Annotated in this window: 16 protein-coding genes; 6 read left to right on the top strand and 10 right to left on the bottom strand. The window is 59.3% G+C overall.

All coding sequences use genetic code 11. The features are described 5' to 3' along the window. Positions 1–341: 341 nt before the first annotated feature. Both BLQ12_RS15625 and BLQ12_RS15620 read right to left on the bottom strand, forming a co-directional pair. Positions 342–1,343, bottom strand: coding sequence for a biotin--[acetyl-CoA-carboxylase] ligase (locus tag BLQ12_RS15625; protein ID WP_092211709.1), 1,002 nt, complete (start codon positions 1,341–1,343; stop codon positions 342–344). A 218-nt stretch (positions 1,344–1,561) separates the two neighbouring features. Then, positions 1,562–1,741 (bottom strand): hypothetical protein, encoded by a 180-nt coding sequence (locus BLQ12_RS15620; RefSeq protein WP_092211707.1) that lies wholly within the window; start codon positions 1,739–1,741, stop codon positions 1,562–1,564. A gap of 194 nt (positions 1,742–1,935) precedes the next feature. On the opposite strand from BLQ12_RS15620, the gene BLQ12_RS15615 reads away from it, so the two are divergent. Together BLQ12_RS15615 and BLQ12_RS15610 are read left to right on the top strand one after the other, a co-directional pair. After that, on the top strand, positions 1,936–2,532 hold the full coding sequence (locus BLQ12_RS15615; protein WP_175469853.1) for a TetR/AcrR family transcriptional regulator: 597 nt from the start codon (positions 1,936–1,938) through the stop codon (positions 2,530–2,532). A 554-nt stretch (positions 2,533–3,086) separates the two neighbouring features. Then, positions 3,087–4,712, top strand: a complete 1,626-nt coding sequence (locus BLQ12_RS15610) for an FAD-binding protein (RefSeq protein ID WP_092211703.1) — start codon at positions 3,087–3,089, stop codon at positions 4,710–4,712. A gap of 459 nt (positions 4,713–5,171) precedes the next feature. Here the strand turns inward: BLQ12_RS15610 and BLQ12_RS15605 are convergent, their stop codons facing one another. Continuing rightward, a complete protein-coding gene (locus BLQ12_RS15605) occupies positions 5,172–6,890 on the bottom strand; it encodes a SulP family inorganic anion transporter (RefSeq protein ID WP_092211701.1) in 1,719 nt (572 codons plus the stop codon). 477 nt (positions 6,891–7,367) lie between these two features. Here BLQ12_RS15605 and BLQ12_RS15600 point away from each other — a divergent pair, with 477 nt between their 5' ends. From BLQ12_RS15600 to BLQ12_RS15590, 4 genes are all read left to right on the top strand, one after another. Next, the gene (locus BLQ12_RS15600) at positions 7,368–8,150 is read left to right on the top strand and encodes an acyl-[acyl-carrier-protein] thioesterase (protein ID WP_092211699.1); all 783 of its coding nucleotides are present in this window, start codon (positions 7,368–7,370) and stop codon (positions 8,148–8,150) included. A 436-nt stretch (positions 8,151–8,586) separates the two neighbouring features. Then, complete coding sequence (locus tag BLQ12_RS15595) at positions 8,587–10,221, top strand: long-chain-fatty-acid--CoA ligase (protein WP_092211697.1); 1,635 nt, start codon at positions 8,587–8,589, stop codon at positions 10,219–10,221. Positions 10,222–10,233: 12 nt separating this feature from the next. Next, positions 10,234–10,374, top strand: a complete 141-nt coding sequence (locus BLQ12_RS27490; protein ID WP_175469852.1) for a hypothetical protein — start codon at positions 10,234–10,236, stop codon at positions 10,372–10,374. A gap of 65 nt (positions 10,375–10,439) precedes the next feature. Beyond that, the gene (locus BLQ12_RS15590) at positions 10,440–11,279 is read left to right on the top strand and encodes a methylenetetrahydrofolate reductase (RefSeq protein WP_092211695.1); all 840 of its coding nucleotides are present in this window, start codon (positions 10,440–10,442) and stop codon (positions 11,277–11,279) included. 510 nt (positions 11,280–11,789) lie between these two features. Here the strand turns inward: BLQ12_RS15590 and BLQ12_RS15585 are convergent. From BLQ12_RS15585 to BLQ12_RS15555, 7 genes are all read right to left on the bottom strand, one after another. Then, on the bottom strand, positions 11,790–11,969 hold the full coding sequence (locus BLQ12_RS15585) for a hypothetical protein (protein ID WP_092211693.1): 180 nt from the start codon (positions 11,967–11,969) through the stop codon (positions 11,790–11,792). Between the two features lie 859 nt (positions 11,970–12,828). Beyond that, positions 12,829–14,769, bottom strand: coding sequence for a biotin/lipoyl-containing protein (locus tag BLQ12_RS15580; protein ID WP_092211691.1), 1,941 nt, complete (start codon positions 14,767–14,769; stop codon positions 12,829–12,831). 145 nt (positions 14,770–14,914) lie between these two features. Continuing rightward, on the bottom strand, positions 14,915–15,115 hold the full coding sequence (locus BLQ12_RS15575; RefSeq protein ID WP_092211689.1) for a hypothetical protein: 201 nt from the start codon (positions 15,113–15,115) through the stop codon (positions 14,915–14,917). Positions 15,116–15,124: 9 nt separating this feature from the next. Then, the gene (locus BLQ12_RS15570; RefSeq protein WP_092211687.1) at positions 15,125–16,678 is read right to left on the bottom strand and encodes an acyl-CoA carboxylase subunit beta; all 1,554 of its coding nucleotides are present in this window, start codon (positions 16,676–16,678) and stop codon (positions 15,125–15,127) included. Between the two features lie 213 nt (positions 16,679–16,891). Beyond that, entirely contained in the window at positions 16,892–18,019 is a 1,128-nt protein-coding gene (locus tag BLQ12_RS15565) for a sodium ion-translocating decarboxylase subunit beta (RefSeq protein WP_092211685.1), read from the bottom strand. Positions 18,020–18,181: 162 nt separating this feature from the next. Continuing rightward, positions 18,182–18,616, bottom strand: coding sequence for a hypothetical protein (locus BLQ12_RS15560; RefSeq protein WP_092211683.1), 435 nt, complete (start codon positions 18,614–18,616; stop codon positions 18,182–18,184). Between the two features lie 1,209 nt (positions 18,617–19,825). Further along, positions 19,826–22,876: SDR family oxidoreductase (locus BLQ12_RS15555; protein WP_175469851.1), on the bottom strand; the 3,051-nt coding region annotated here is incomplete at its 5' end.

The raw sequence follows: 22,876 nt of genomic DNA, 5'->3' as shown, positions 1-22,876 counted from the left end.
AAAAAGCGTGTTGGAATTGCTCATTATGCTCGTAAATTTGGTTCTGTTTGACGTAATTCTTTAATCACGCACAAAATGCATGATTTTCTGAATACATTCAAATAAAGAGTGATTCAGTCTTAATATTCCTAGATTGTAAAGAAGGTAAAGTATAGCGACGGTTTTTGTCAAAGAAAAATATGTGTGCAAATCTGCACCGTCACGCCAACTTGTGGATTGATAAGTAATTACAATCGGGTAGTGAATAGAGATTCTCTATGTGGAACAGCGACTCTATAGAGCGATCGTTCGGTGCAGAGGTCAACCTGTCTCAGGGGGTACCGGTCGGGACCTGTATCAGGCTATCGTTCACAGGGGTCGAGGTAGGTGACATCCCCGGAGAGAATCCGCAGGGCATCCCCGGCCTCGGTTTGCACCAGAAGGACGCCGTCCGCATCGATGTCCGTCACCTGTCCCTCGATCTCTTCGCGCATCATGGAGACACGGACCCTCCGGCCCACGATATCCGAGAGTTCCTTCCACCGGGCGAGGATGGTCTCCGGCCCCCGGGTTGTCAGGGTCTGGTAGTGGGTTTCAAAGCGGGAGAGGATGGCCTGAAGGAGGGCGACCCGGGAAAAGGCGGAGGCGGACTCGGCCATGACCGAGGTGGCGATGTCGGTGATTTCGGGGGAAAAGGCCTTGGCCGGGGTGTTGACGTTGAGACCCAGGCCGGTGATGACATAGTCCACGGCGTCGAGTTCCATGCTCATTTCCGTGAGGATGCCGGCGAGTTTTTTGCCCCCCACCAGGATGTCGTTGGGCCACTTGATGCGGGCGTTGATGCCGGTCTCGTTGATGAGGGCCTCGGCAACGGAGACGGCCGTCATCAGGGTGATCAGGGCGGCGCGGGAGGGCTCCATGTCGGGTCGCAGGACAAGGGAGAAGAGGAGGCCTTCGCCGGGCCTGGCCAGCCAGGAACGCCCTTTGCGGCCACGACCGGCGCTCTGGGCTTCGGCCACCACGAGGGTGCCCTCGGGGGCGCCGTCTCGGGCCAGGTCCCTTGCACGGGTGTTGGTGGAGTCGGTGAGGTGGTGGTGGACGATGCCGTTTTTTCCCATGACGGAGGTGTCAAGGCCGAGGAGAATCTCTTGGGCAAGGAGAAGGTCGGGGGCTTCGGTGAGGAGGTACCCCTTGCCAGGCGCCGAGGAGATGGCGTAGCCCAGCGTTTTGATGGCGGCGATGTGCTTGGAGATGGCGGCGCGGCTGATGCCGAGCTCGCCGCTGAGTTCTTCTCCCGAGATCCAGTGGCCGGTGCGGGAACGCATAGCCGAAAGAAGGTCTTGGCGTTTTCCTGACAACGTCATGGTGGCTCCGATGGGGTGAAAGGTGTTGCGTGGGGATGGGCCTGGAGGGGGACACAAAACCCGTCACACCGCTCCTTGATCTGCCCATGTTCAAGGCATGGGATTTCAAGGGCGTTGCCGGGCCATGCTCACAGCTTCGAGCCCCGGGACGCTTCGCCGGGCCCGTGGGGCCGGCGGGGAAGCGACGGTGAAACTGAAATCGGGGAGAAGCGGGTCCCTTACTCCGGGCTGAGGAACTCGTTGAGCTTTTCGCACATCTCTTCCGGCCAGACCTCGGCGTTGAGAAAGAGATCCACTTCCTCATCGGTGAGGCTTTTCCGGACGTTGGGGGGAAGGGCCTCCAGAGCCATTTCGCGCTCCGGATCCACTTTATTCTTCTTGCTCTTCTTATTGCCCATGGGGTGTGTTTCCTGTATCTCTAAATATATAAAGGTTTGTCTGCGGCAGCGCCTCGGACCGGGAGACGGACGCGTCTCCGTTTCCCATGCTTCAGCCCTTCCATGCGTGGCATGGACCTGCCGCACTCTCTTCGAGCTACTTATCACACAACCCCCGGAAAGGGCAACGTGATCCCCACGTGAAGGCCGAACCCATGAGCACCCAGCAGGAGCGGAGTCTAAGGACACGGAAAAAACTGGTGGACGCGACCCTGTCGTGCCTTCAGGATCACGGCTACGCAGGGGCCAGCCTCTCCCGGATCCTGGAGCGGGCCGGCGTCTCCCGCGGGGCCTGGAGTCATCATTACGAAACCAAGCGGGCCATGGTGGCGGACAGCGCTGAAGCCCTTTTGTCCATTGCCCTTGAGGAGGCCCATGGGGTGGGGGACCGCCTTGCCTCCGAGTCCTTTGATGTGGAGGCTCTCCTGGAGGAGGTCTGGAGCCGGTTTTATCAAGGGCCCTACCGGGATGTCTGGGTGGAGTTCAACGTGGCCTGCCGCACCGATGTTGAGCTGCGGACCCGCCTGACGCCTGTTATCGAAGGCTTTTTCGACGAACTGGACGCCATCTGGCGTTCACAACTCCCCGACCCGGCTGTCTACGCCCGGGCCAAAGATCTTCTGGACCTCTCCCTTTATCTTTTGCGGGGCATGGCCCTTCAATCCCTCTCCCTGGACCGACCGGACCATTTCCGCCACTTGCGGCGCGCCTGGGCCGCCATCATCCGAAATGAAGCTGTCTCCCTTCCGTAAATAAACTGCCCCGGAGATGCCGTTGAATGGCCACCTCCCTGGTTTCCGGTACTACTGAAGACGAAATTAGTGGTTCGCTATATAGAACAATGTTCAAAAAAGAAGGATAACTTCTTGACTTTACAGGCTCAGGCTGTGACAATCCATAAACAGACTGTGTGGTCTGTTTTGGTGTGGCAGGGGGAAATCGCATTTGCAACCTGCTTTCAAGGCGGCCCACCTTGCTGCCTGAGGCAGCCAGGTTAAAGATTCCTCCGGCGGCCCTGCCGAAAGCTAACTATTTAAAAAGTTTAATAAACAGGTCTTAATGGCTCTTTTTGAATAAAGTTTTTAAAGGCGGATGTGATTTGACCCGAGGAACGAGGGGCAAAACGCATTCGCAATCTGCTTTCGAGGTGGCACACCTCGCCGCCGGAGGCATCGCTTTTGTTTTTTCTTGAGCCCTCTTGACCCTATGATTCATCAAACTTTACCCATAGAAGGCCTTTTTTGGGCTTATTTTCGGTGTGTTTCTTTGACGTCCCTAACCAAACAGATTCGGACAAGGGGGAACGATGGCGCACAGAAGGTTTCAAGCAGATGTGGTGATTGTCGGGGGCGGCCTGGCGGGGATGACCGCCGCCTGTGAGCTGCTCGATCTGGGGCGAAGGGTCGTGATCCTGGACCGGGATGTGCCGGAGCGGTTCGGGGGGCTGGCCAAGGAGTCCTTTGGCGGGGTGATGATGGTGGACACGCCCCTGCAGCGTAAGAACGGGATCCGGGATTCCCCGGAGCTTGCCCTCTCCGACTGGCTGAGCTGTGCCGATTTTGAAGAGGACGCCCATTGGCCCCGGAAATGGGCCGAGCTTTACGTGCACCGATCCGGGGATATCATCCATGAGTTTCTCAAGGACCGAAAGGTCATCTTCCTTCCCGTGGTCAACTGGCCGGAGCGGGGGCTCTTTAAACCCGGCAATTCGGTGCCCCGCTGGCACATAGCCTGGGGGACGGGGTTCGGGATCATTGAGGGCATCCAAGGCTGGTTGAGGGCCCATCACAAACGGGGAAACCTGGAGGTTCACTTCGGTTGCAAGGTGGAGGCCCTGGACGTCAGCGCGGGAACCATTACCGGCGTCAGCGGGTCTCTGGAGGGGAGCCGGGAGCCCTTTTCCGCCACGGGTGATGCGGTGATTCTTGCCGCAGGCGGCATGTGCGGCGGTGACCTGTCCAAGGTCCGGGAGCACTGGTACGCCCCCTGGGGCGCTCCGCCGGAGAAGCTGCTGAACGGCTCCCATCGCTATGCGGACGGCCTGGTCCACGACGCCGCGGAGGCCGTGGGCGCCAACATCACCCATCTGGACAAGCAGTGGCACTACGCAGCGGGCGTGGATTACCCCAACGCCGACATGCCCAACAAAGGGCTCAGCCTGGTGCCACCCCGCTCCGCCCTGTGGTTTAACGCTTTGGGCGAGCGCATCATGGACCCGGTTCCCCTCGTGGGCTACACCGATACCCGCTACCTTGTGAAACAGATCTGCCGACAGCCCGGCCAGTACTCCTTCCAGCTCATGAACTGGAAGATCGCCATCAAGGAGCTTGCCATCTCCGGAAGCGAGCACATGAAAGCCTTCCGTTACAAGAACAAGGTGCGCCTTCTTAAAGAACTCCTCTTCGGCAACACCGAGCTGGTGAACCGGCTTATCGGGGAGTCCAGGGATTTTATCACCGCAGGCTCCCTGGATGAGATGGTGGATAAAATGAATGACATGGGCAACCCCTTCACCGTGGATCGTCATACCCTGAAAGGGGCCGTCAAAGCCTACGACGACCAGATCGACCGGGGCCCGGCTTTTTTTAACGACGACCAGCTCCGCCGCATCGCCAACTTCCGTACCTACCGGGGCGATCGCCTGCGCACCTGTAAATTCCAGAAAATCGACGCCCCCAGCGCCCGGCCCCTCATTGCCGTACGCGAGTTTATCCTCAGCAGAAAAAGCCTCGGCGGCATCCAGACCGACCTCTCCTGCCGGGTCCTGAGCCAGGACGGGACCCCCATCAGCGGCCTCTACGCCGCCGGCGAAACCGCCGGCTTCGGCGGCGGGGGCATCCACGGCAAAGGCTCCCTTGAAGGCACCTTTTTAGGTTCCTGCGTTCTCATGGGCCGCATCGCCGCCCACCATATATGTGGCAAGGGGCTTTAGGAAAAGCATGCCTCCGGCGGCGAGGTGAGCCACCTCGAAAGCATATTGCCCTTGCGCTTTGTCCCTCGTTCCTCGGGCCAAAGCGCAAGGGCGTTCGCCGCGGGCTTCGCCCGCCACCACCGTTGGTGATTATATGGATCATTTCACATGATTTGTAAGGGGATGGATACGGTGTCGTGATATTTCCGAAATCAGGTATTATTCGCTGTATGCGGGCGTTTTGTGCATACCAAAACAGGCCGTGGACGATCCTTTGGATCACCCACGGCCTGTTGGTATTGATTCTGACTGTGCCATGCTTCGGCTGTAATAAACGGGCTGCTTCTACGTACCGCAAGGTTTTTTACGGGCATAGCCCGTCAGCGAATGTGACATTCCGATGAACGAGGAATGGAGCATTCGCAACCAGGGTTCCAAGGGCTCAGCCCTTGGCCGCCGGAGGCTTGCTTTTTGGTTTTTTTACTGCCCTTCCATTGCTTCGATCTCCCGGCTGACGGTGGGGACAAAGGGCACGGGGCGGGGAACCTCTTCGAGGCCGAGAAACCGTCGTGCGCCGTTTAAGGCGTCGTCGATGTTGGCGTAGATGTTGTCCTCGCCGATTTTGTAATAGAGGCCCGACTGCTCCAGGCAGATGAGGGGCTGGGCGTGGACGCCGGAGAGGATGAGCAGGGTTTTTTCCCGCTGGGCCTCCTCCACCATCTCTTCCAGGGCCCTTAAGGCGGTGGCGTCGATCATGAGGATGTGCCGGCAGCGCAGGATGAGTACCTTGGGTTTTTCGCGCACCACGCGAAGGGCGTCTTTGAAGCGGTTGGCCGCGCCGAAGAAAAAGGGGCCGTTGATTTCAAAGATCTCCACGCGTCGGGGGACCTTGCGGCAGGCCAGGGCGTGGGGGTCGTTTTCAAAATCATCGGTACGGCGCTTGATTTTGGTGAGGTTGGCCATGCGGTTCATGAAGAGCAGGGAGGCCATGACCACCCCCACCTCAATGGCCACGGTGAGATCCACAAAGACGGTGAGGCCGAAGGTCACCAGCATGACGGCGACATCGGCGGGCTGGCTTTTCAGGAGCTTGACGAAAAAGCGCCATTCGCTCATGTGGTAGGCCACCATCATCAGGATGGCCGAGAGGGTGGCCATGGGGATAAGCACCGCCCATTTGCCGAAGAAGAGGAGGATGAGAAGAAGGGTCACAGCATGGACCATACCGGCCACGGGGGTGGTGCCGCCGCTTTTGATGTTTGTGGCGGTTCGGGCGATGGCCCCGGTGGCGGGGATGCCGCCGAACAGGGGGACCACCATGTTGGCCAGGCCCTGGGCCACCAGCTCCATGTTGGCGTTGTGCCGTTTGCCGATCATCCCGTCGGCCACCACCGCCGAGAGGAGGGATTCGATGGCGGCGAGCATGGCAATGGTAAAGGCCGGTGAGCTGAGTTGTTTGATCATCTCCCAGTTGACCGTGGGAATGGAGGGAGAGGGCAGGCACGAGGGGACGCTGCCGAAGCGGCTCCCGATGGTGGCCACGTCCAGGCCGAAGAGGGCGGTGAGCACGGTGGTGGCGATGATGGCCACCACAGAGCCCGGCACCTTGCGAGTGACCTTGGGCCAGAAGAGAAGGATGGCAAGGGTCACCGCGCCCACGGCAAGGGCCTGGATGTTCAGGGAGTCCATACCCTGAGCATAGGCGCTCAGCTTGCCGATAAAGTCCCCGGGGGTGTTGGCCAGGGTGAGGCCGAAAAAGTCCGGGATTTGGGTGGTAAAGATGATAAGGGCGATGCCGCTGGTAAAGCCCACCGTCATGGGGTAGGGGATAAAGCGGATGGTGGCCCCGAGCTTGGAGATCCCCATCACAAGGAGCATGAAGCCGGCCATCATGGTGGCAACGGCCAGGCCTTCGTAGCCGTACTGGGCGACGATGTCGAAGACCACGATGATAAAGGCCCCGGTGGGGCCGCCGATCTGGACCCGGCTCCCTCCGAAACAGGAGATGATAAAGCCGGCCACAACCGCCGTGAAAATTCCCTGTTCGGGTTTGACCCCGGATGCAATGGCAAAGGCGATGGCAAGGGGCAGGGCCACGATACCTACGATGACACCGGCCATGATATCACTCATGAGGATCTTTTTTGAGATCCCCTCTTTGATAGCACGCACCGATTCCGGAACAAAAAGCGAAAACATCTGACAACTCCTTGAAGAAGACAATCACCAGTTTTTAGAGTTATGCATATCGGTTGATTGGTCTGTCGGGTTGCCGGTGACGGCAAGGCGGCAAGGTGGCGGCGCGGGGCAGCGGCTGTGCGCTGCTTCGGTCGTGGCCAATCAAAGGATAACAACCTTTAGAATGGGGCTTGTTGCGGTTGATACAAAGGGGGGCGTATCCACGGCACGGCCCGGGAGGCGGGACTCACTCGGGGGTGCTCGGGCGGGTTACGGTCCGCTTGTTCTATCAAAAATACTTATGAATACTATCAATATCAATAAGTATCCAACAAGACGACGCCGCTAAGGTAACGCCATCATCAGGGGATGTCAAGGAGGAATCAGGGCCATACTATTGTTGATTCTTCAGGCAGATGGGGTATGGTAAACAGCGGATGCTGACCATAGAATTCACAGCTGAACAGTTACCAAACCCTAGAGCGAAACGTACACGCCATGACCGATATATTCACTCGAAAATTGAAGGTGAGGCTTTCCGAGGTGGACCCCCGGGCCCTGCTGAAGGTGCAGAGCCTCTTTGACTGGTTTCAGGACGGTGGGTGTGAGCACGCCGCCCAGCTTGGAATGAGCGCGGCCGAGCTGTTGGCCCAGAATTATACCTGGGTGCTCCTTAAGTACCAGGTGCGGATTCTTCGTTACCCTGTCTGGAACGAAGAGGTGACCCTGACCTCCTGGCGGTCACCGTTAAATGACCTTTACGACCTGCGGGAGTTCCGGGTGACAGACGCCTGGGGCGAGACCCTGATCACCGGAAACAGCGCCTGGGTGGTCATGGATTACACCACCCGCAAGCCCACCCGGCTGAGCCGTTGCCTCTCTGCAGAACAGCGCTCGGGGGGAGGGGCCATCCCCGACAGTTTCGAGCGGATCCTTCCGGTGAAGGCCCCTGACCACACCACCGATTTTCGAGTGCGGATCTCAGACCTTGATTTCAACCGCCACGTCAACAACTCCATTTACATCGGGTGGGCCCTTGAAGCCCTCCCCGAGTCCTTTCTCGGCCATCACCTTCCCACCCGCCTGGAGGTGCGTTTTATCCGGGAGATCGCCCGGGGCAGGGCCGTCGTCTCCGAGGCCCAGGTCGATGAGACCGAGGACAATGCCTTTCTTCATCGTATCTCCGGCAAAGACGGGGAAGGGGAGCTCATGCGCATGCGCACGGTCTGGCAACCCATGGACGCCTTTGAGCTCCCGGAAAAGCTCCGCTCTTTGTGTTAAGGCGCAGAAAAAAAGAAAATACCCCCTAAACAATGTCACCTATCGCCACGTGTAACTATTCAGCTCAAAAAAACAGCCTCCGGCGGCAAGGTGTGCCACCTTGAAAGCGGCTTGCGAATGCGCTTTTCCCTTCGTGCCTCAGGGAAAATCATATCCGTATTTAAAGTAAAATTTATTCAAAATGTCTTTTTAAGGTCTGTTTATTAAACTTTTTAAAGGTTTAGCTCCCGGCAGGGCTGCCGGAGGCTTTTTTAGCAGGGGCCCCTTTTCGGATCTGTTTACGACATGCGTGTGATGCCATGGCTGTACCTCATGGTTGACAGGCGCAAAGTTCTCTGCCTATGATTAAGGCATTCATTTTCATCGCAATTCGGCACCCATTCTCCCACCATATCTTTAACAGAAGCATGCACCCCCAGGCACAGGAGGATCATCCATGGTCTATCAGCCCGGCGAGCCGTATGACTACCCCCTCATCATCAAGAAACTACTGAATACGCCGCTTATTTACTCACCGGAGCAGGAAATTGTTTATCGGGATCAGGTTCGGTTCACGTACCGGGACCTTCGGGGGCGCATCGGGCGCCTGGGATCTGTACTGCAGGGGCTGGGAGTGACGCAAGGGGACGTGGTGGCGGTGATGGATTACGACAGCCACCGCTTCCTCGAATGCTTCTTCGGGGTGCCCATGACCGGGGCGGTTCTCCAGATGGTCAACTGGCGGCTTTCCCTGGAGCAGATGGTCTACACGGTGAACCACGCCCGTGCCCGGGTGCTGATGGTAAATACCGATTTTCTTCCCCTGCTGGAGGCGATGCGGCCCCGTTTGGAGACGGTGGAGTCTGTGGTGCTGATGCAGGAAGGGGAGAGCCGCCTCAGCCCCTCTTTTCCCATTGCCGGGGATTATGACGGCCTGCTTGAAGGGGGGGATCCCGAACATGGGTTTCCCGATCTGGATGAAGACACGGTGGCCACCACGTTTTATACCACGGGCACCACGGGAAATCCCAAGGGGGTCTCCTTTACCCATCGCCAGCTGGTGCTCCACACCCTGTCGGGTGCCGTTGCCGTGGGGGCCTACGATTCGGTGGGTCGGTTCCGCTCAGGGGATGTGTACATGCCCCTGACGCCCATGTTCCATGTGCATGCCTGGGGCATGCCCTACCTTGCCACCCTGCTGGGGGTAAAGCAGGTGTATCCCGGCAAGTACGAGCCGGCCATGCTCCTGAAGCTCATCGTGGGCGAGAAGGTGACCTTTTCCCACTGCGTGCCCACCATTCTCCAGATGATCACGGCCAACCCGGCGGTTGCCTCCTTCGACCTGTCCCACTGGAAGGTGGTCATCGGCGGGGCACGGCTTCCGAGGGGCCTGGCCGAAGATGCCTGGAAGATGGGAATCAAAGCCTATGCCGGCTTCGGCATGTCCGAGACCTGCCCCCTCATCAGCCTGGGAATGCCGGGTGCCGACTGGGAGAGCCTGGACCGCGACACCCTCATGGACACCGTGGTCAAAACCGGACGCCCTGTTCCCCTTGCCGAGGTGGAGGTGGTGGACGAGGTGGGCCGGTTTCTGCCCCATGACGGGGTTTCAACCGGAGAGCTTGTCTTTCGGGCACCCTGGCTGACCCAGGGGTATGTGGCCGACGAGGAACGCAGCACCGAGTTGTGGCGGGACGGATGGCTCTACAGTGGCGACGTGGGGGTGATCGACGGGGACGGGTACATTCAGATAACGGACCGCATGAAAGATGTCATCAAAACCGGGGGCGAGTGGATCTCCTCCCTGGATTTAGAGAACATCCTGAGTAGACACGAGGCGGTGCTGGAGTCGGCGGCCATCGGGGTGCCCCATGAAAAGTGGGGGGAGAGGCCCATGATGATCGTGCACCTGAAACCCGAATACGTGGGGGCCGTGGGGCCCGAAGATCTGAAAGCCTATCTCAAAGGGGCCGCCGAAAAAGGGGATATTCCCAGGTACGGCGTGCCCGATGCCTTTGAGTTCGTGGATGATATTCCCAAAACCAGTGTGGGAAAACTCGACAAAAAGAGAATGCGCAGTGCCTTTGGATAAAGGAGGGTTGCCATGAAACAGGACACGTCGACAACGTCAGGGCCGGGCCCCCTGCGGGACCTTTGTGAGACCTGGGCTTTTTTGAAGGATGTGACAAGGGAGCTGACCTGCGCCGAAGAGCTTGGCTGGCCGGAGTGGCGGAAGTGGTTCTGATCCGACGGCCACGGTGACGCCTGCCATGGAAATCGTGTACGCACACACAAGTGAAATGGAGCTGTATGATGACGCACGACAGGTTTGAGGTGGTGGTGGAGGTGGTGCCTCCATCCGGGGCCGATGCCGAGCCGCTGCTGGCGGCCCTGGAGGGGATCAACGATCTTTCGTTTAACGGGTTCAGTGTGGCCACCAACCCGGTTGCCAAGCCTCGGATGGATGCCCTCTCCCTGTGCCGGATCCTTCAGGACGAGCTGAAACGTCCTGCCACTCTCCACGTCACCACCCGGGACCACAATCGGTTGAGCCTTCAGGGAATCCTCTGGGGGGCAAAGGCCCTTGGTATCAAGAGCGTACTGGTGATGACCGGAGACTTTGTGCCCCTGGCCGAAAAAGGCATCACCAGTTCGGTTCGGGACATCTCCCTGACAGATCTCATCAAGATGGCCAGAAAGGCCGGTCTTACCACCGGTGTGGTGATGAACCCCTTCACCGACGAGCTGCGCCTGGGCATCGCGATGAAGCGCTTGAAGGAGAAGGTGGCTGCCGGTGCCCAGTTTGTGGTGACCCAGCCGGTTTACACGGCAAGGGATGCCGAGCTCCTGGCAGAGGCCTTGAACCCCCTGGGGATTCCCGCCCATTTAGGGCTCCTTCCCCTGCGAACCTTCCGGCATGCTGCTTTTCTCCATCACAAGGTCTCCGGCATCGAAGTCCCCGAGGAGGTGAGGAGCGCCATGGCAAAGGCTGAGAATCCCACGGCCGAAGGGATCCGCCTGACCCGCGACCTTTTGGCCACCGCCCGGCAACACTTTCACGGGGCGTGCATCATGCCGCCCTTTGATCATTTTGAAATATTGCATGGGGTGTTGCCAAGGGAGGGTAATACTGGGCCAACCTCAAAGTAGCGGGAAAAAGCCTGCCTTCTATGGTTAAAGTCCGATGAACCACAGGGTCAAAAGGGATAAGAAAAAAACAAAAGCGATGCCTCCGGCGGCAAGGTGGGGGCACCTTGAAACCCTATGGCGAATGCATGGAGGCCGCTGTTATACGAATGCTCACAGGGCATTCGCGTGATGTGTGGCATGTGGCAACCGTTTTTGCAGGAGAGGCCCATTTTATTCTTCTAAAAACACGATGAAGGGCATTTGGGATTCGCTTGATTTTACCCGGAATCATTCCGGCGGTGAGGGTGACGAATCCCTTTTGGCAAAATACCTTAAAGCCTGTTTGTTAAATTTTTCAAGAGCTTAGTCCCCGGCAGGGCCGCCGGAGGCAACGATGGGTTGGGTCTTGAAAGGGCCCGAATGCGTTTCACGTACAGAGAGTGGGGGGAAGGCCTGGTAATAAGACGGGGGAATCCGTTTTATGCCGGGCCTTTTTCCGTTTACGTGGGAACGCACTCGGGCCGGGTGGAATCAGTAGCCCCAGGGAATGGCAGGGCGTGTGGGGTTTTTGGTTGAGAAAATGAGTTCAAGCTGACGCCTGACCTTGCCCAGTGTTTTTCGATGCGTTTTAAGGGCGGTTCGTTTTTTCAGGTCGGCAAGGTACTTCTTCAGGACCGTCAGGTCGGTGTTGCCGATTTCGATATCGTACATGGCGAATCTCCTTTTTTTTGTGTGGACCGGTTTCCTGGGCAGGGTCAGGACGCTTAAACACCCGGCGCGCCTTCCGGGCCTTATTTATCCGGATATCCTGGGTCGGGAAACCGGGCACATGTGCAGCCTGGTTGAGTGTCGGGGCCATTGGCGAAATCAGACGTTCGGTCCTCACATGGAGAGAATGATCTCTGGTCCGGTCCCTTAAGCACTTGCTTTCGTTGTGTGATAGACTCAAAAGGTGTGCCAAAGGGGTCTCAAAAAACAAATAAGCTTTGATATCAATGGGATACAAAACAGGTCATGGTGGAGGCAGGGGCATGCCGTGTGCACCCGGTGACGGGCATGTACGGTAAAAGGATAAAAATGAATGGCGAATGTTCTGTGAGTTCAGGGTGTTAAAAAGTGGGGTGGAAAAGGGCTGAGGGCATCCGACCTAAGACTGCAAGGTGGCTCATTTTGCCGTGAGTGTTATTCATTCTTGATTGACGTTCGGGCCGCGACCTTCAAAACAATCGCAAATGATCGACCGAAACGGAGCACCGCACTCCGGTGCGGCCGCCACCCTTGCCGCCGGAGGCAATCACGTTAAAGGTGCCTCCGGCGGCCCTGCCGGGGGCTAAACTTTTAAAAAGTTTAATAAACAGGCTTTAAAAACAGATTCAGACCAATCAAAATCAATAGCGAATGTGATTTTCCCTGAGGAACGAAGGGGAAAGCGCAATTCGCAACCTGCTTTCGAGGTGGCACACCTCGCCGCCGGAGGCATTGCTTTTGTTTTTTCCTGATTTTAACCCCGAAAACAAAAAAGCCCCCTGAAGTGTCGCTCCAGGGGGCTTTTTATCGTTCGGTCTGGCTGTTACTCGATGACGCAGAGGACATCGCCGGTGGAGACGGTGTCTCCTTCGCGGCAGGGGAGCACGCCGACGGTCCCGGAGGCCGGGGCGGAGAGGACGTTTTCCATCTTCATGGCTTCGAGGACCACGACCACGTCGCCTTTTTCCACTTTGTCGCCGGGCTGTTTTTCATAGCGGAGCACAACGCCGGGCATGGGGGCGGTGAGGGTGGCACCGGCACCGCCTGCTGCAGGAGCTGGCGCAGCGGGTTTGGGCGCGGCGGGCTTGGGGGCCGGTGCCGCGGGTTTCGGCGCAGCTGCAGGGGCCGGGGGCTGTACCGGAGCGGGAGCGGGGGCAACCGGAGCTGCGGGTGCTGCCGCCGGGGTGTGGCTGAGGACGGTGGGCCCCCCCACTTCATCCACGGCCACCTCAAAGTGATCGCCGCCCACAAAGACATTGAAGGTCCGGGCGTAGGGGCTCTGGTCGGGGGCGTTGTTTTTCCGGGCCAGGGCGTCCATGTCCCCGTCGAGGATTTTCTCTGCGATGGATGCTCGCTCCAGGGCCTCTTCCAGGGAGAGGAACTTGGCCTCTTCCGGGATGCGCTTGACCCCTTTCTGCCATTCCAGGTGGCGTTTCCCTTCCACGGGGAAAAGGGCCATGATCACCTCGTCCTCCAGGCCGTTGACCAGGGGGCTTCGGCCTTCTTCGCCCTTGAGGGCGGGGGGCAGCAGTTCCGGGGGAAAGGCGGTGGTGGGCGTCTCGCCCCTGGGGTAGCCTTCGAGGACGGTTTTTAAAATCGCCTCGTCGATGGCGGAGACGGTGCGGCCGTTCATGCCGTAGCAGTGGTCCTTGACCGCTGTGGTGGCAATGGAGTAGCGGGCCTCCACGTTGTCGAAGACGATGTTGTTGATGGACTGGGTGACGACCATCTCGTCCAGGGGAAACTTTAAGGCGATGTCGCCCAGGTCGTTTCGCACGGCGAGAATTTCAGACACCACCCTTTCCAGAAGGTCGGATTTGTCGATCTCTGCCAGCTGGTTTACAGCCACGCGCAGGGTGGTCACCGGGATGCGGTACTTAAGGGCCAGGCTGCGCAGGTGGAGGTTGGAACGCTTCATCAGGGTGCTGAGGTGCCGGGGGCGGATCTCTTCTTCAAAGAGGGCGGCGCCTTCGCACAAGGGCTCCAGGGCGCCTTCCCGGGCCATGTTCAGCGAGTTGATGAGGCCTTCAGACGGGATGGTCACCCCGCCGTCGGCAAAGGGGGACAGGGCCGCTTCCACAACGGCTGCTCCGGCCTCAAAGGCGGCGTGGGCCGCTGCCGTACCGCACATGGCGGTGTTGACGATGGAGAGGTGTACGGGGATGGAGACTGTTTCGGTGACGCGGGCCACCAGTTTCCTGGCGCTGTCCGGGCAGAGGAACCCTTCGGTGTCCATGAGGCAGACGGCGTCGGCCCCGATTTCCTGGATGCGTTTGGCGGTTTCGGCGATGGCGTCAAAGGGCGTCCGTTTTCCCGAGGTGGGAATGAGGATGGCCGCCACGGCCGTGGCGCCAAGGCCTTTGGCGGTCTCCACGGGCACGGTGAGGTTTCTCAGGTCGTTCAAGGGATCGAAGATGCGGAAGATGGAGACCCCGGCATCGAAGGCGCTGCTTAAGTAGGCCCGCACCAGGTCCAGGGGCGCGGCGGCCCGTCCGGCCATGTGAAGGGCCGAGAGGGTCATGGCAACGGGGGTTTCGGACATGGCCCGCTTGATGGCCCGGATGCGCCCGAAGGGGTTTTCATTGAGTTCGGCCAGGGTGTTTTTAAAGGAGAACCCCCGGGTCGCCTCCACGGCGTAGAGACCGGCTCGGTTGAGAAAAGGGGCGATGCGTTCCATTTCAGAGGTGCGCATGAGGCCGGAGAGGAGGCTCTCCTGTCCGGCGGTGAACGAGGTGTCGTATATGCGAATGGTTGACTGACTCATTTTATCGTTGTGCTCCTATGGTTGCCTCCGGCGGCAAAGGGCTGCATCCCCCTTTGCCGCGGGGCTCGCGACGGTTTCGCTGGCGGGCGTGGCCCGCGGTGACGAGTGACTGTAACGTACGGCATCACGGTGGTGTGAGGCCCCTCTACCTGCGCCCTAAGGAGCGCAGCTGCATGAGGTTTCTCAGCTCCATGGTCTGGCTTCGCCCGGACTGGCCCCAGGTGTTGGACCGCTCCACCGCCACGGGTTCTGGCTCTTCTGCCTGTTCGGTGGCCAGGAGGGCGAGGACAGCGCTGATGGCCGCTTTTTTCCTGATGTCGACTATCTTTCTTGCTTGGGTCTCCATGACAGCTCCTTAAAGGGGGATGTTGCCGTGTTTTTTGGGCGGCCGCATCTCGCGTTTGGTGGAGCAGATCTCCAGGGCTTCCATAAGTCGAACCCGGCTCTCCGAGGGGATGATGACCGAGTCCACGTAGCCCCGTTGTGCTGCCACGTAGGGGTTGGAGAAGAGGTCCTGGTACTCCTCCACCTTCTCCTGGCGTTTTTCGTCGGGGTCCAGGGCGTCCTTGATCTCCCGGCGGTGGATGATGTTGGCCGCGCCTTCGGCACCCATGACCGCGATCTCCGCCGAGGGCCAGGCAAAGGCAAAGTCCGTGCCCAGGTGCTTGGAGCTCATGGCGATGTAGGCACCCCCGTAGTCTTTTCTGGTGATGAGCAGGAGCTTGGGCACGGTGGCCTCGGCGTAGCTCCAGAGCATCTTGGCGCCGTGGCGGATGATGCCGCCCCACTCCTGCTGGGTACCCGGGAGAAAGCCCGGGACGTCCGCGATGGTGAGGATGGGGATGTTGAAGGCATCGCAGAACCGGATAAACCGGGCGGCTTTGTCCGAGGCGTTGATGTCCAGGCAGCCGGCCAGGACGTTGGGCTGGCTGGCGATGATCCCGATGCTTCGTCCGCCCAGGTGTGCAAAGCAGGTGATGATGTTGGGGGCGAAGGCCATGTGGGGCTCAAAAATGGACCCTTCGTCCACAAGGTGGCGGATCACCGAGCGCATGTCGTAGGGCGCTGAGGGAGAGTCCGGGATGATGGTGTCCAGTTCGGGGATGTAGCGGCGCCCGGAATCCTCGCCCTTGACCAGGGGGGGATCCTCCATGTTGTTGGCGGGCAGGTAGGAGAGCAGCTTTCGGATGTCGCTGATGGCCTCGGTCTCGTCTTCGCAGGCAAAGTGGCACACCCCGCTTTTGCTGGCGTGGGTATCGGCACCGCCCAGGGTCTCGAAGTCCACGTCTTCTCCGGTGACCGACTTGATGACTTCAGGGCCGGTGATGAACATGTGGCTGGTCTTTTTCACCATGAAGATGAAGTCGGTCATGGCCGGCGAGTAGACGGCACCGCCTGCCGAGGGCCCCATGATGGCGGAGATCTGGGGGATCACGCCGGAGGCGGCGGAGTTTCGGAAGAAGATCTCTCCGAAACCGGCCAGGGCGTCGATGCCCTCCTGGATGCGGGCACCGCCTGAGTCGTTGATGCCCACGATGGGCACCCCGGACTTCATGGCCATGTCCATCACCTTGCATATCTTCCGGGCCTGGACTTCTCCTAAGCTTCCCGCCCTGGAGGTGAAGTCCTGGGCATAGGCGTAGACCGGGCGACCATCCACCAGACCGTAACCGCAGACCACGCCGTCGCTGGCGATTTCAACCTCTTCCATGCCGTAGTTGGTGCAGCGGTGGGTGGCGAACATGTCCACCTCACGGAAGGTGTTGCGGTCGAAAAAGAGGTCCAGGCGCTCCCGGGCCGTGAATTTGCCCTTGTTCTTGTGGGCTTCCACCGCCTTTTTTCCCCCCATCTGCATGATGAGGTGCTTTCGTTGTTTCAGATCGAGGATCTTTTCGCTGACTTTTTTCATGATTGAACGTCTTTCGCTCCTTGCAGTATGCCTTCGGCGGGTCGCTTTTGGAAAAAGCTCCGCAAAAAACTATTCGGATGGTTCGATAAACCGAAAGCAGGTGGTTAGCCAACACAAGGCAGGCGGATCGAAACGCCTGTAAAACCAGTGTGTCAAACCCAGTTATAAGATTGAGCAAACGTTTGGCCCCGGCAAGGACGCCGGGGCGAATTTTTAGTTGAGAAAACTCCAGAGAACCCCGGCACCGATGGCGGAGCCGATGACCCCTGAGATGTTGGGTGCCATGGCGTGCATGAGCAGAAAGTTCGTGGGGTCCTCCTGCTGGGCCACGGTGTGAACCACCCGGGCCGAGTCGGGCACGGCCGATACACCGGCGGCGCCGATGAGGGGGTTGATCTTCTCTTTGAGAAAGAGGTTCATGCCCTTGGCGAAGACCAGGCCGCAGGCCGTGGCCACGGCAAAGGAGAGGGCCCCCAGGACAAAGATGCCGATGGACTCCTTGGTGAGGAAGATGTCCCCCTGGGTGCTCGCGCCCACGGTGATGCCGAGCAGGATGGTCACCGTGTCGATGACAGTGTTTCGGGCGGCTTCGGCCAGGCGTTCGGTGACGGTGGCTTCCTTCAGGAGGTTGCCCAGGAAGAGCATGCCCAGAAGGGGAAGGGCCGCAGGGGCCAGCAGGCAGCTCAGGATCAGTCCGACGATGGGAAAGATGATGCGCTCTTTTTTGGAAACCTTGCGGGGCTCCCGCATCTTCACGAGGCGCTCTTTTTTGGTGGTCAGAAGCTTCATGATGGGGGGCTGGATCACCGGAACCAGTGCCATGTAGGAGTAAGCCGCGATGGCGATGGGGCCGATGAGCTTGGGCGCCAGCTTGGAGGTGAGGAAGATGGCCGTGGGGCCGTCCGCACCGCCGATGATGCCGATGGAGGCCGCTTCACCCGGGGTGAACCCGAGCATGAGGGCCCCCAGAAAGGTGATGAAGATGCCCGCCTGGGCCGCGGCTCCCAGAAGCATGAGGGAGGGGCGGGCCAGCATGGTGGAAAAGTCCGTCATGGCGCCGATGCCCATGAAGATCAAGGGGGGATAGATCCCCTTGGTCACCCCGTAGTAGAGGTAGCTCAAGACGCTGCCCTCTTCGTATATGCTGAGTCCCATGCCGTGAAGGACGGGGATGTTTCCCATGAGGATGCCGAAGCCGATGGGCACGAGGAGCAGGGGTTCGTAGTGCTTTGCGATGCCGAGGTAGATGAAGAGGGACCCCACGCAGAGCATGATGATCTGGCGGTAATCCACCAGGGCAAAACCGGTGTTGTTCAAAAACTGTAGAAACAGATCTTCCATAAGATGTCTATGTCTTCATGAGTCGGCGCTTCCCGGGGGCGTGACGGGCTTTTCGGGCTGTGCGCGTTCTCATCCCTTTTGAGGCAACGGAGCCCGGGGGCAAAGCGTTGCCGGATTGGTCTCGGGTCGGGCGGTGCGGGCGTCAGCCCTGCGTGGCCCGGGCTATTTGGCCGCGGATTCTTCCCAGGTGAAGAGGTTTCGTACCTCTTTCTTGAGAAGCCCCACTTCAAGGAACTGGCGAACCATTTTTTCCGGCGGGGGGTTGGTGATGCCCCGGCCTTCGGCAAAACGAATCAGCCCCTTGAGGCTGAAACTGTCTCCGAGGAAAGGGGTGAGGCGCTTGTAGCGAGCCGCTTCCAGTTCCAGGGTGGGGGTCAGAAGAGAAGCTACCTGCTTCTCCTTTTCGCGGCCCATAAAGAACTGACGTATGTTGAGGCGCAGTTGGTCCCGGTTTTCCAGAATCTCTAGGATTTTATGGATGCGGGAGATTGCCAGCGCCAGGATGACGAGACATGAAAAAACGATAATGATGCCTGCCAGGGCCATGTTCCAGCCGTTGTGTGCAGAAACCTGTTCAATAAGTGTCGCAATCTGCATCGGTTACTCTCCGAAAATGTTGGTCCCGAGGCGCCTCATGCATATGAGAGCACATGATGTGCATCGGGTGTTGATGCGTATAATCCAAGGGCAAAAACCTCGTGGCGGGTCTCTCTTGTGGGTAACATCCCGTATCTGTGATGTATCTTTGAGGGTGTTCGTCCGTTTTCCTGGAGATGATCAGGCCGTTTGTGAGGTCACAGGTAAAAGTAAGCATATTATGTGCCAATGTAAAACCGAGTGCCGTAAAAAAAGGGTGGGGCCGAAGAGATGCAAGCCTGCTGGGCATCCACGATGCGCAACGTCAGGCTGCGCCCGTGCCGGGGCGCTTTCAGTGCGGGGGAAACGGGCCGGATTTGAGGTGGTGGTGAAGAATAGTCGTGAGAGAGGCAACCTGCCATGCAACGATTCGGCGTCTGCCGGCGCGTTATGGGCCAGCTTTGGCCAACAGGTCTTGAACAGGACTATAGTATACTCGCAAGTGGGTGATAACATCAACGTTCTTGGTGCAGGGTCCCAGGATCGCACACGTCTCTCAACACATTCGAACGTGATACTTAGGCCGCTTGCCTCCGGCGGCCCTGCCGGGGCTAAACTTTTAATCCGTCTTCGCCCATGGCGTATGAGTCACCATTCGATTAACGTCAATAGGCTACGGCGCGACAAGCGAGGGGCAAAACGCATCCGCAACCTGATTTCAAGGTGGCACAGCTTGCCGCCGGAGGCTGTTTTTTGGAGCTGAGCAATTACAAAAAGTTTAAGGCCTTAGTCATCGTTTCGGCCAGGACCATAAAAACCGCGAATTACCTTTGGTCGCCATACTACAGACGGAACATGTAATTCCGGGCATGGGGCCCCGGTCACTTGACGATACGAAAGGTGGCAAGAGCCGGACAGCAAAACGATACAATCGGCCCCTTTTCCCGGGCAGCCGGGGAAGACGAGGAGGTGCGAAGGGCATCACACTCTGTACCGTCTTTCCCACGAAGGCGGGAATCCATGTTGGTTATGGGATACTGCCGGGCTTTATGATGCGGGTCGTGCGATGATTCGTATCCTGGGGTCCAGGGGATCAACCCCTGGCCGCCGGAGGCAGGTTTTTTCTGTCCACTTTAACCATAAGCAACGAACCGCCCTCTCCGGTGGGAAAGGGCGGTTCGAAAGGGGCCCCGGTACCGCAGGGTGCGGTCCCGGGGTATGTGCTTACGATCAGGCGGCGGAGACTTTGCCGCTGATTTTGTGCTGGTCGTCGAGCCGGGAGAGTTTCACCATGCGGAAGTTGGTGAGATCGAGGTAGACCTTGCCGGCCAGGTCGGTGAGGACCATGCGGTAGGTGTTGGTTCGATCGTCGGATGCCACGCGCCGGGTGATGCAGTAGTACTCCTTGCCGCGCTCCACGGGACGGACGAACTCGAACTTGTCCAGGCCGTAGGGCAGCACCAGCTCGCTGGTGGTGAAGAACTCAAAGAGCCCGCCGGTCTGGAACATGGCGTCCACCATGATGACGTCGGTGAAGAATTCGGGGCGGGTTTCGCCCTTGAAGAATTCGCGTTCACCATTGTGGATCACCTTGGTCACCAGAGTCTCGCCGTCAAAGGAGGCGATGTCCCGGATGGTTCGGAAGGATCCGTGCATGAAGAGGCGCTCCGGGTGATAGACCAGATCGTCCACGGTGCCGTCGAGTTTCACTTTTGTGAACTCGGGAAGCTCGAAGAATCGGTCCTCAACGGGCTTGTCGGTGAAGTGGAAGGTCCCTTCGTAGTGGAGGGTGGTCTTTCCGGTGATCTTCCCTTTTTTGAAGGTGGAGGTGATGCGGCAGTTGAGGGCGTCCTCGCCCTTGTCGCTCTTCTCCGTTTCAATTTCCAGCTCCTTGGGGCGCTCCTTGAGGATCTTGATGCCGTAGGGGATGGAAAAGTCCGTCACGCTTTCGAGGCGTCCATTGGGCCGTGAAAAGAGACGGGAGCCCGCCTCGGCCATGGTCTCGATGCCGGTGGCGCCCAGGAAGATGGGCACATCCTTCATGCTGTGGTCTTTGAGGAAGAGGTCCCGCTTCAGGTCCAGGACCCGGGTGAAGACCATCTTGTCGTTGCTTTGTGCCTTGACCTCGTCGATGAAGGGGGTCTGCCGGTCGAACTCGGCGGCGTCCATCTCCTCGAACATGAAGTCCCGGTCAAAGGCGATGTCCGGACCGGTGAAGAGGCTTTCACAGCTCTCGGTTCCTGCCAGCTCGCCCATGAAGAAGTCCACGCCCCGGTCAAGGGGGAGGAAGGTGAGGCCCCGGGATTCGAGGACCTTTTTTACGGTGTCGTTGGTGGCGGCCATGCCGCTGCCGCTCCAGGCTGTCCAGTCCATGATCTTGGCGATGCAGCCTTTTTCCGCTCCGAATCGCTGTACCATGCGGCCCAGCATGTCGTTGGCGCAGGTGTAGTCCACCTGGGCTTCGTTGCCGAAGCGGGCCGTCACCGAAGAGAAGGTGATGACAAAGCGCGGGTTTTTTCCGGTTAAGCCTTTAAAGAGGTTCTCTGCGCCCTTGATTTTGGTGTTGAAGACCCGGTTGAAGGAGGCGAGCTCTTTCTTCTCGATCATGGCGCTCTCTTCAAGGCCTGCGGCATGGATGACTCCGTCGATGACGGGGTAGCCTGCCATGGCCTTGGTGACGGCCTGAGTGTCTGCCGCGTCCACGGCGTGGTAGGCAACGCTTTGTGCCGCCTGCCTCAGGGTGTCGAGGTTGTCCCGGGTCTCGCGGATCTTAACGATCTTACCGGCTGCGCGTTTCAGCTCCAGGGGTTTGGCCCCTTTCATGGTGGCGCGGAGCTTGGCCATGACCGCCCCTTCGGAGAGGTCGCCTGTGGCAAACTCAGGGGCCAGGCCGTCGATGTCCGATCGGCCCAGGATCACGAGGTTGCAGGGGGCGTGGGCCACGACTTTTTTCAGGATGTCGTAGGTGATGCCGCGGGCGCCGCCGGTGACCACCACGGTGTCCCCGGCTTTCATGAGCGGGGTGCCCTTGGCTGAGGATTCGGCCACCAGCCTGAGCCCTAAGCGCCTGCCGTTTTCAAGGCCCGTCTCCACGCGGCGGCTGCCGCTGGTCAGCTCGCCCATGAAGGCGGCGGCTGCCATGCGGGCATCTGCTGCGGTGATGCCGGGGGCCAGGTCGATGACCCGGACCAGGGCGTGCTCAAATTCCTTGTTGACGGTCTTGAACATGCCGGCGATTCCGGCAAAGGCCGGGTTGCTTGCTGCGCCGCCTGCGTCACCGTATGGGAAGACCACAGAGCCCACGGAGAGGGCGCCGATGAGGGCCCCTTCGCGGTTCAACGAGTCTCGGAGTTCCCTCAGGATGAGGAAGAGCCCTTTGATGGAGGCTTCGGCATCTGTGGCAACGCCACTGGGGCAGCTTTCCAGGTACCCGTCCATGGCGGACAGGTGCAGGAGGCCGTCCACGGAGGGTTCCCGTTTTTTCATCTCGGCCAGGGTGGCCACAAGCGCCTCGTGATCCGCGAGGTCACAGGCGTAGGTGCTGTCTCCGGTGCCGATGGTGATGACGCGGCCGCCCCGGGCTTCCACAACCAGTTTGACCTGGTCTGCGAAGCCGTGACGGTCCCGGGTGACCAGGATTGTTTTTTTAGAAAGGTCCACATGGACACCGGCGCGATCCCCCAGCTGCTTGACGCGGATGGCGTATCGGTTGACGCCCCCCTCTTCAAAGGCCGGAACGTCGAGGTCGGTGACGCCGGTGGCCGCAGCAGGTGCGGAAGGGGCCGGTGTGGCGATGTGGGCCCTTTGGGTCACGTAGCCGGCGAGGCTGTCGATGGAGTTCAAGTCCCTGAGCTGCAGGTCTTCGGGAACATCGAGGCCGAAGTGGGCTGAGATTTTGCCGAAGATCTCCACCTGCTTCACGGTGTCGATGCCGAGGTCGGCTTCAAGGTCGAGGCCGTCGTCGAGCATGTCCACGGTGTAGCCGGTTTCATCGGCGATGAGGCCCTTGATGGCGGAGACAACCGCCGTGGCGGTGGTGGCTGAGGGTGCCTCTTTCGTGGCAGGCGCGGCTTCGGCAGCCGGAGCCGTGTCCGTTGCGGTGGCAGTTTCTGCAGCAGGGGCAGACGCGCCCCCCTGAGCTGCGATGTAGCCCGCCAGCTTGGCGATGGTGTTTAAGTCTCTCAGCTGAAGATCTTCGGGGACATCGAGTCCGAATTCCGCGGAGATCTTGCCGAAGACCTCCACCTGCTTGACGGTGTCGATGCCGAGGTCGGCCTCAAG

The sequence above is a fragment of the Desulfoluna spongiiphila genome (assembly GCF_900101345.1).
Lineage (GTDB): Bacteria > Desulfobacterota > Desulfobacteria > Desulfobacterales > Desulfolunaceae > Desulfoluna > Desulfoluna spongiiphila.
Note: the sequence above shows the minus strand (reverse complement) of the source record. Positions and strands in the feature narration are given on the sequence as shown.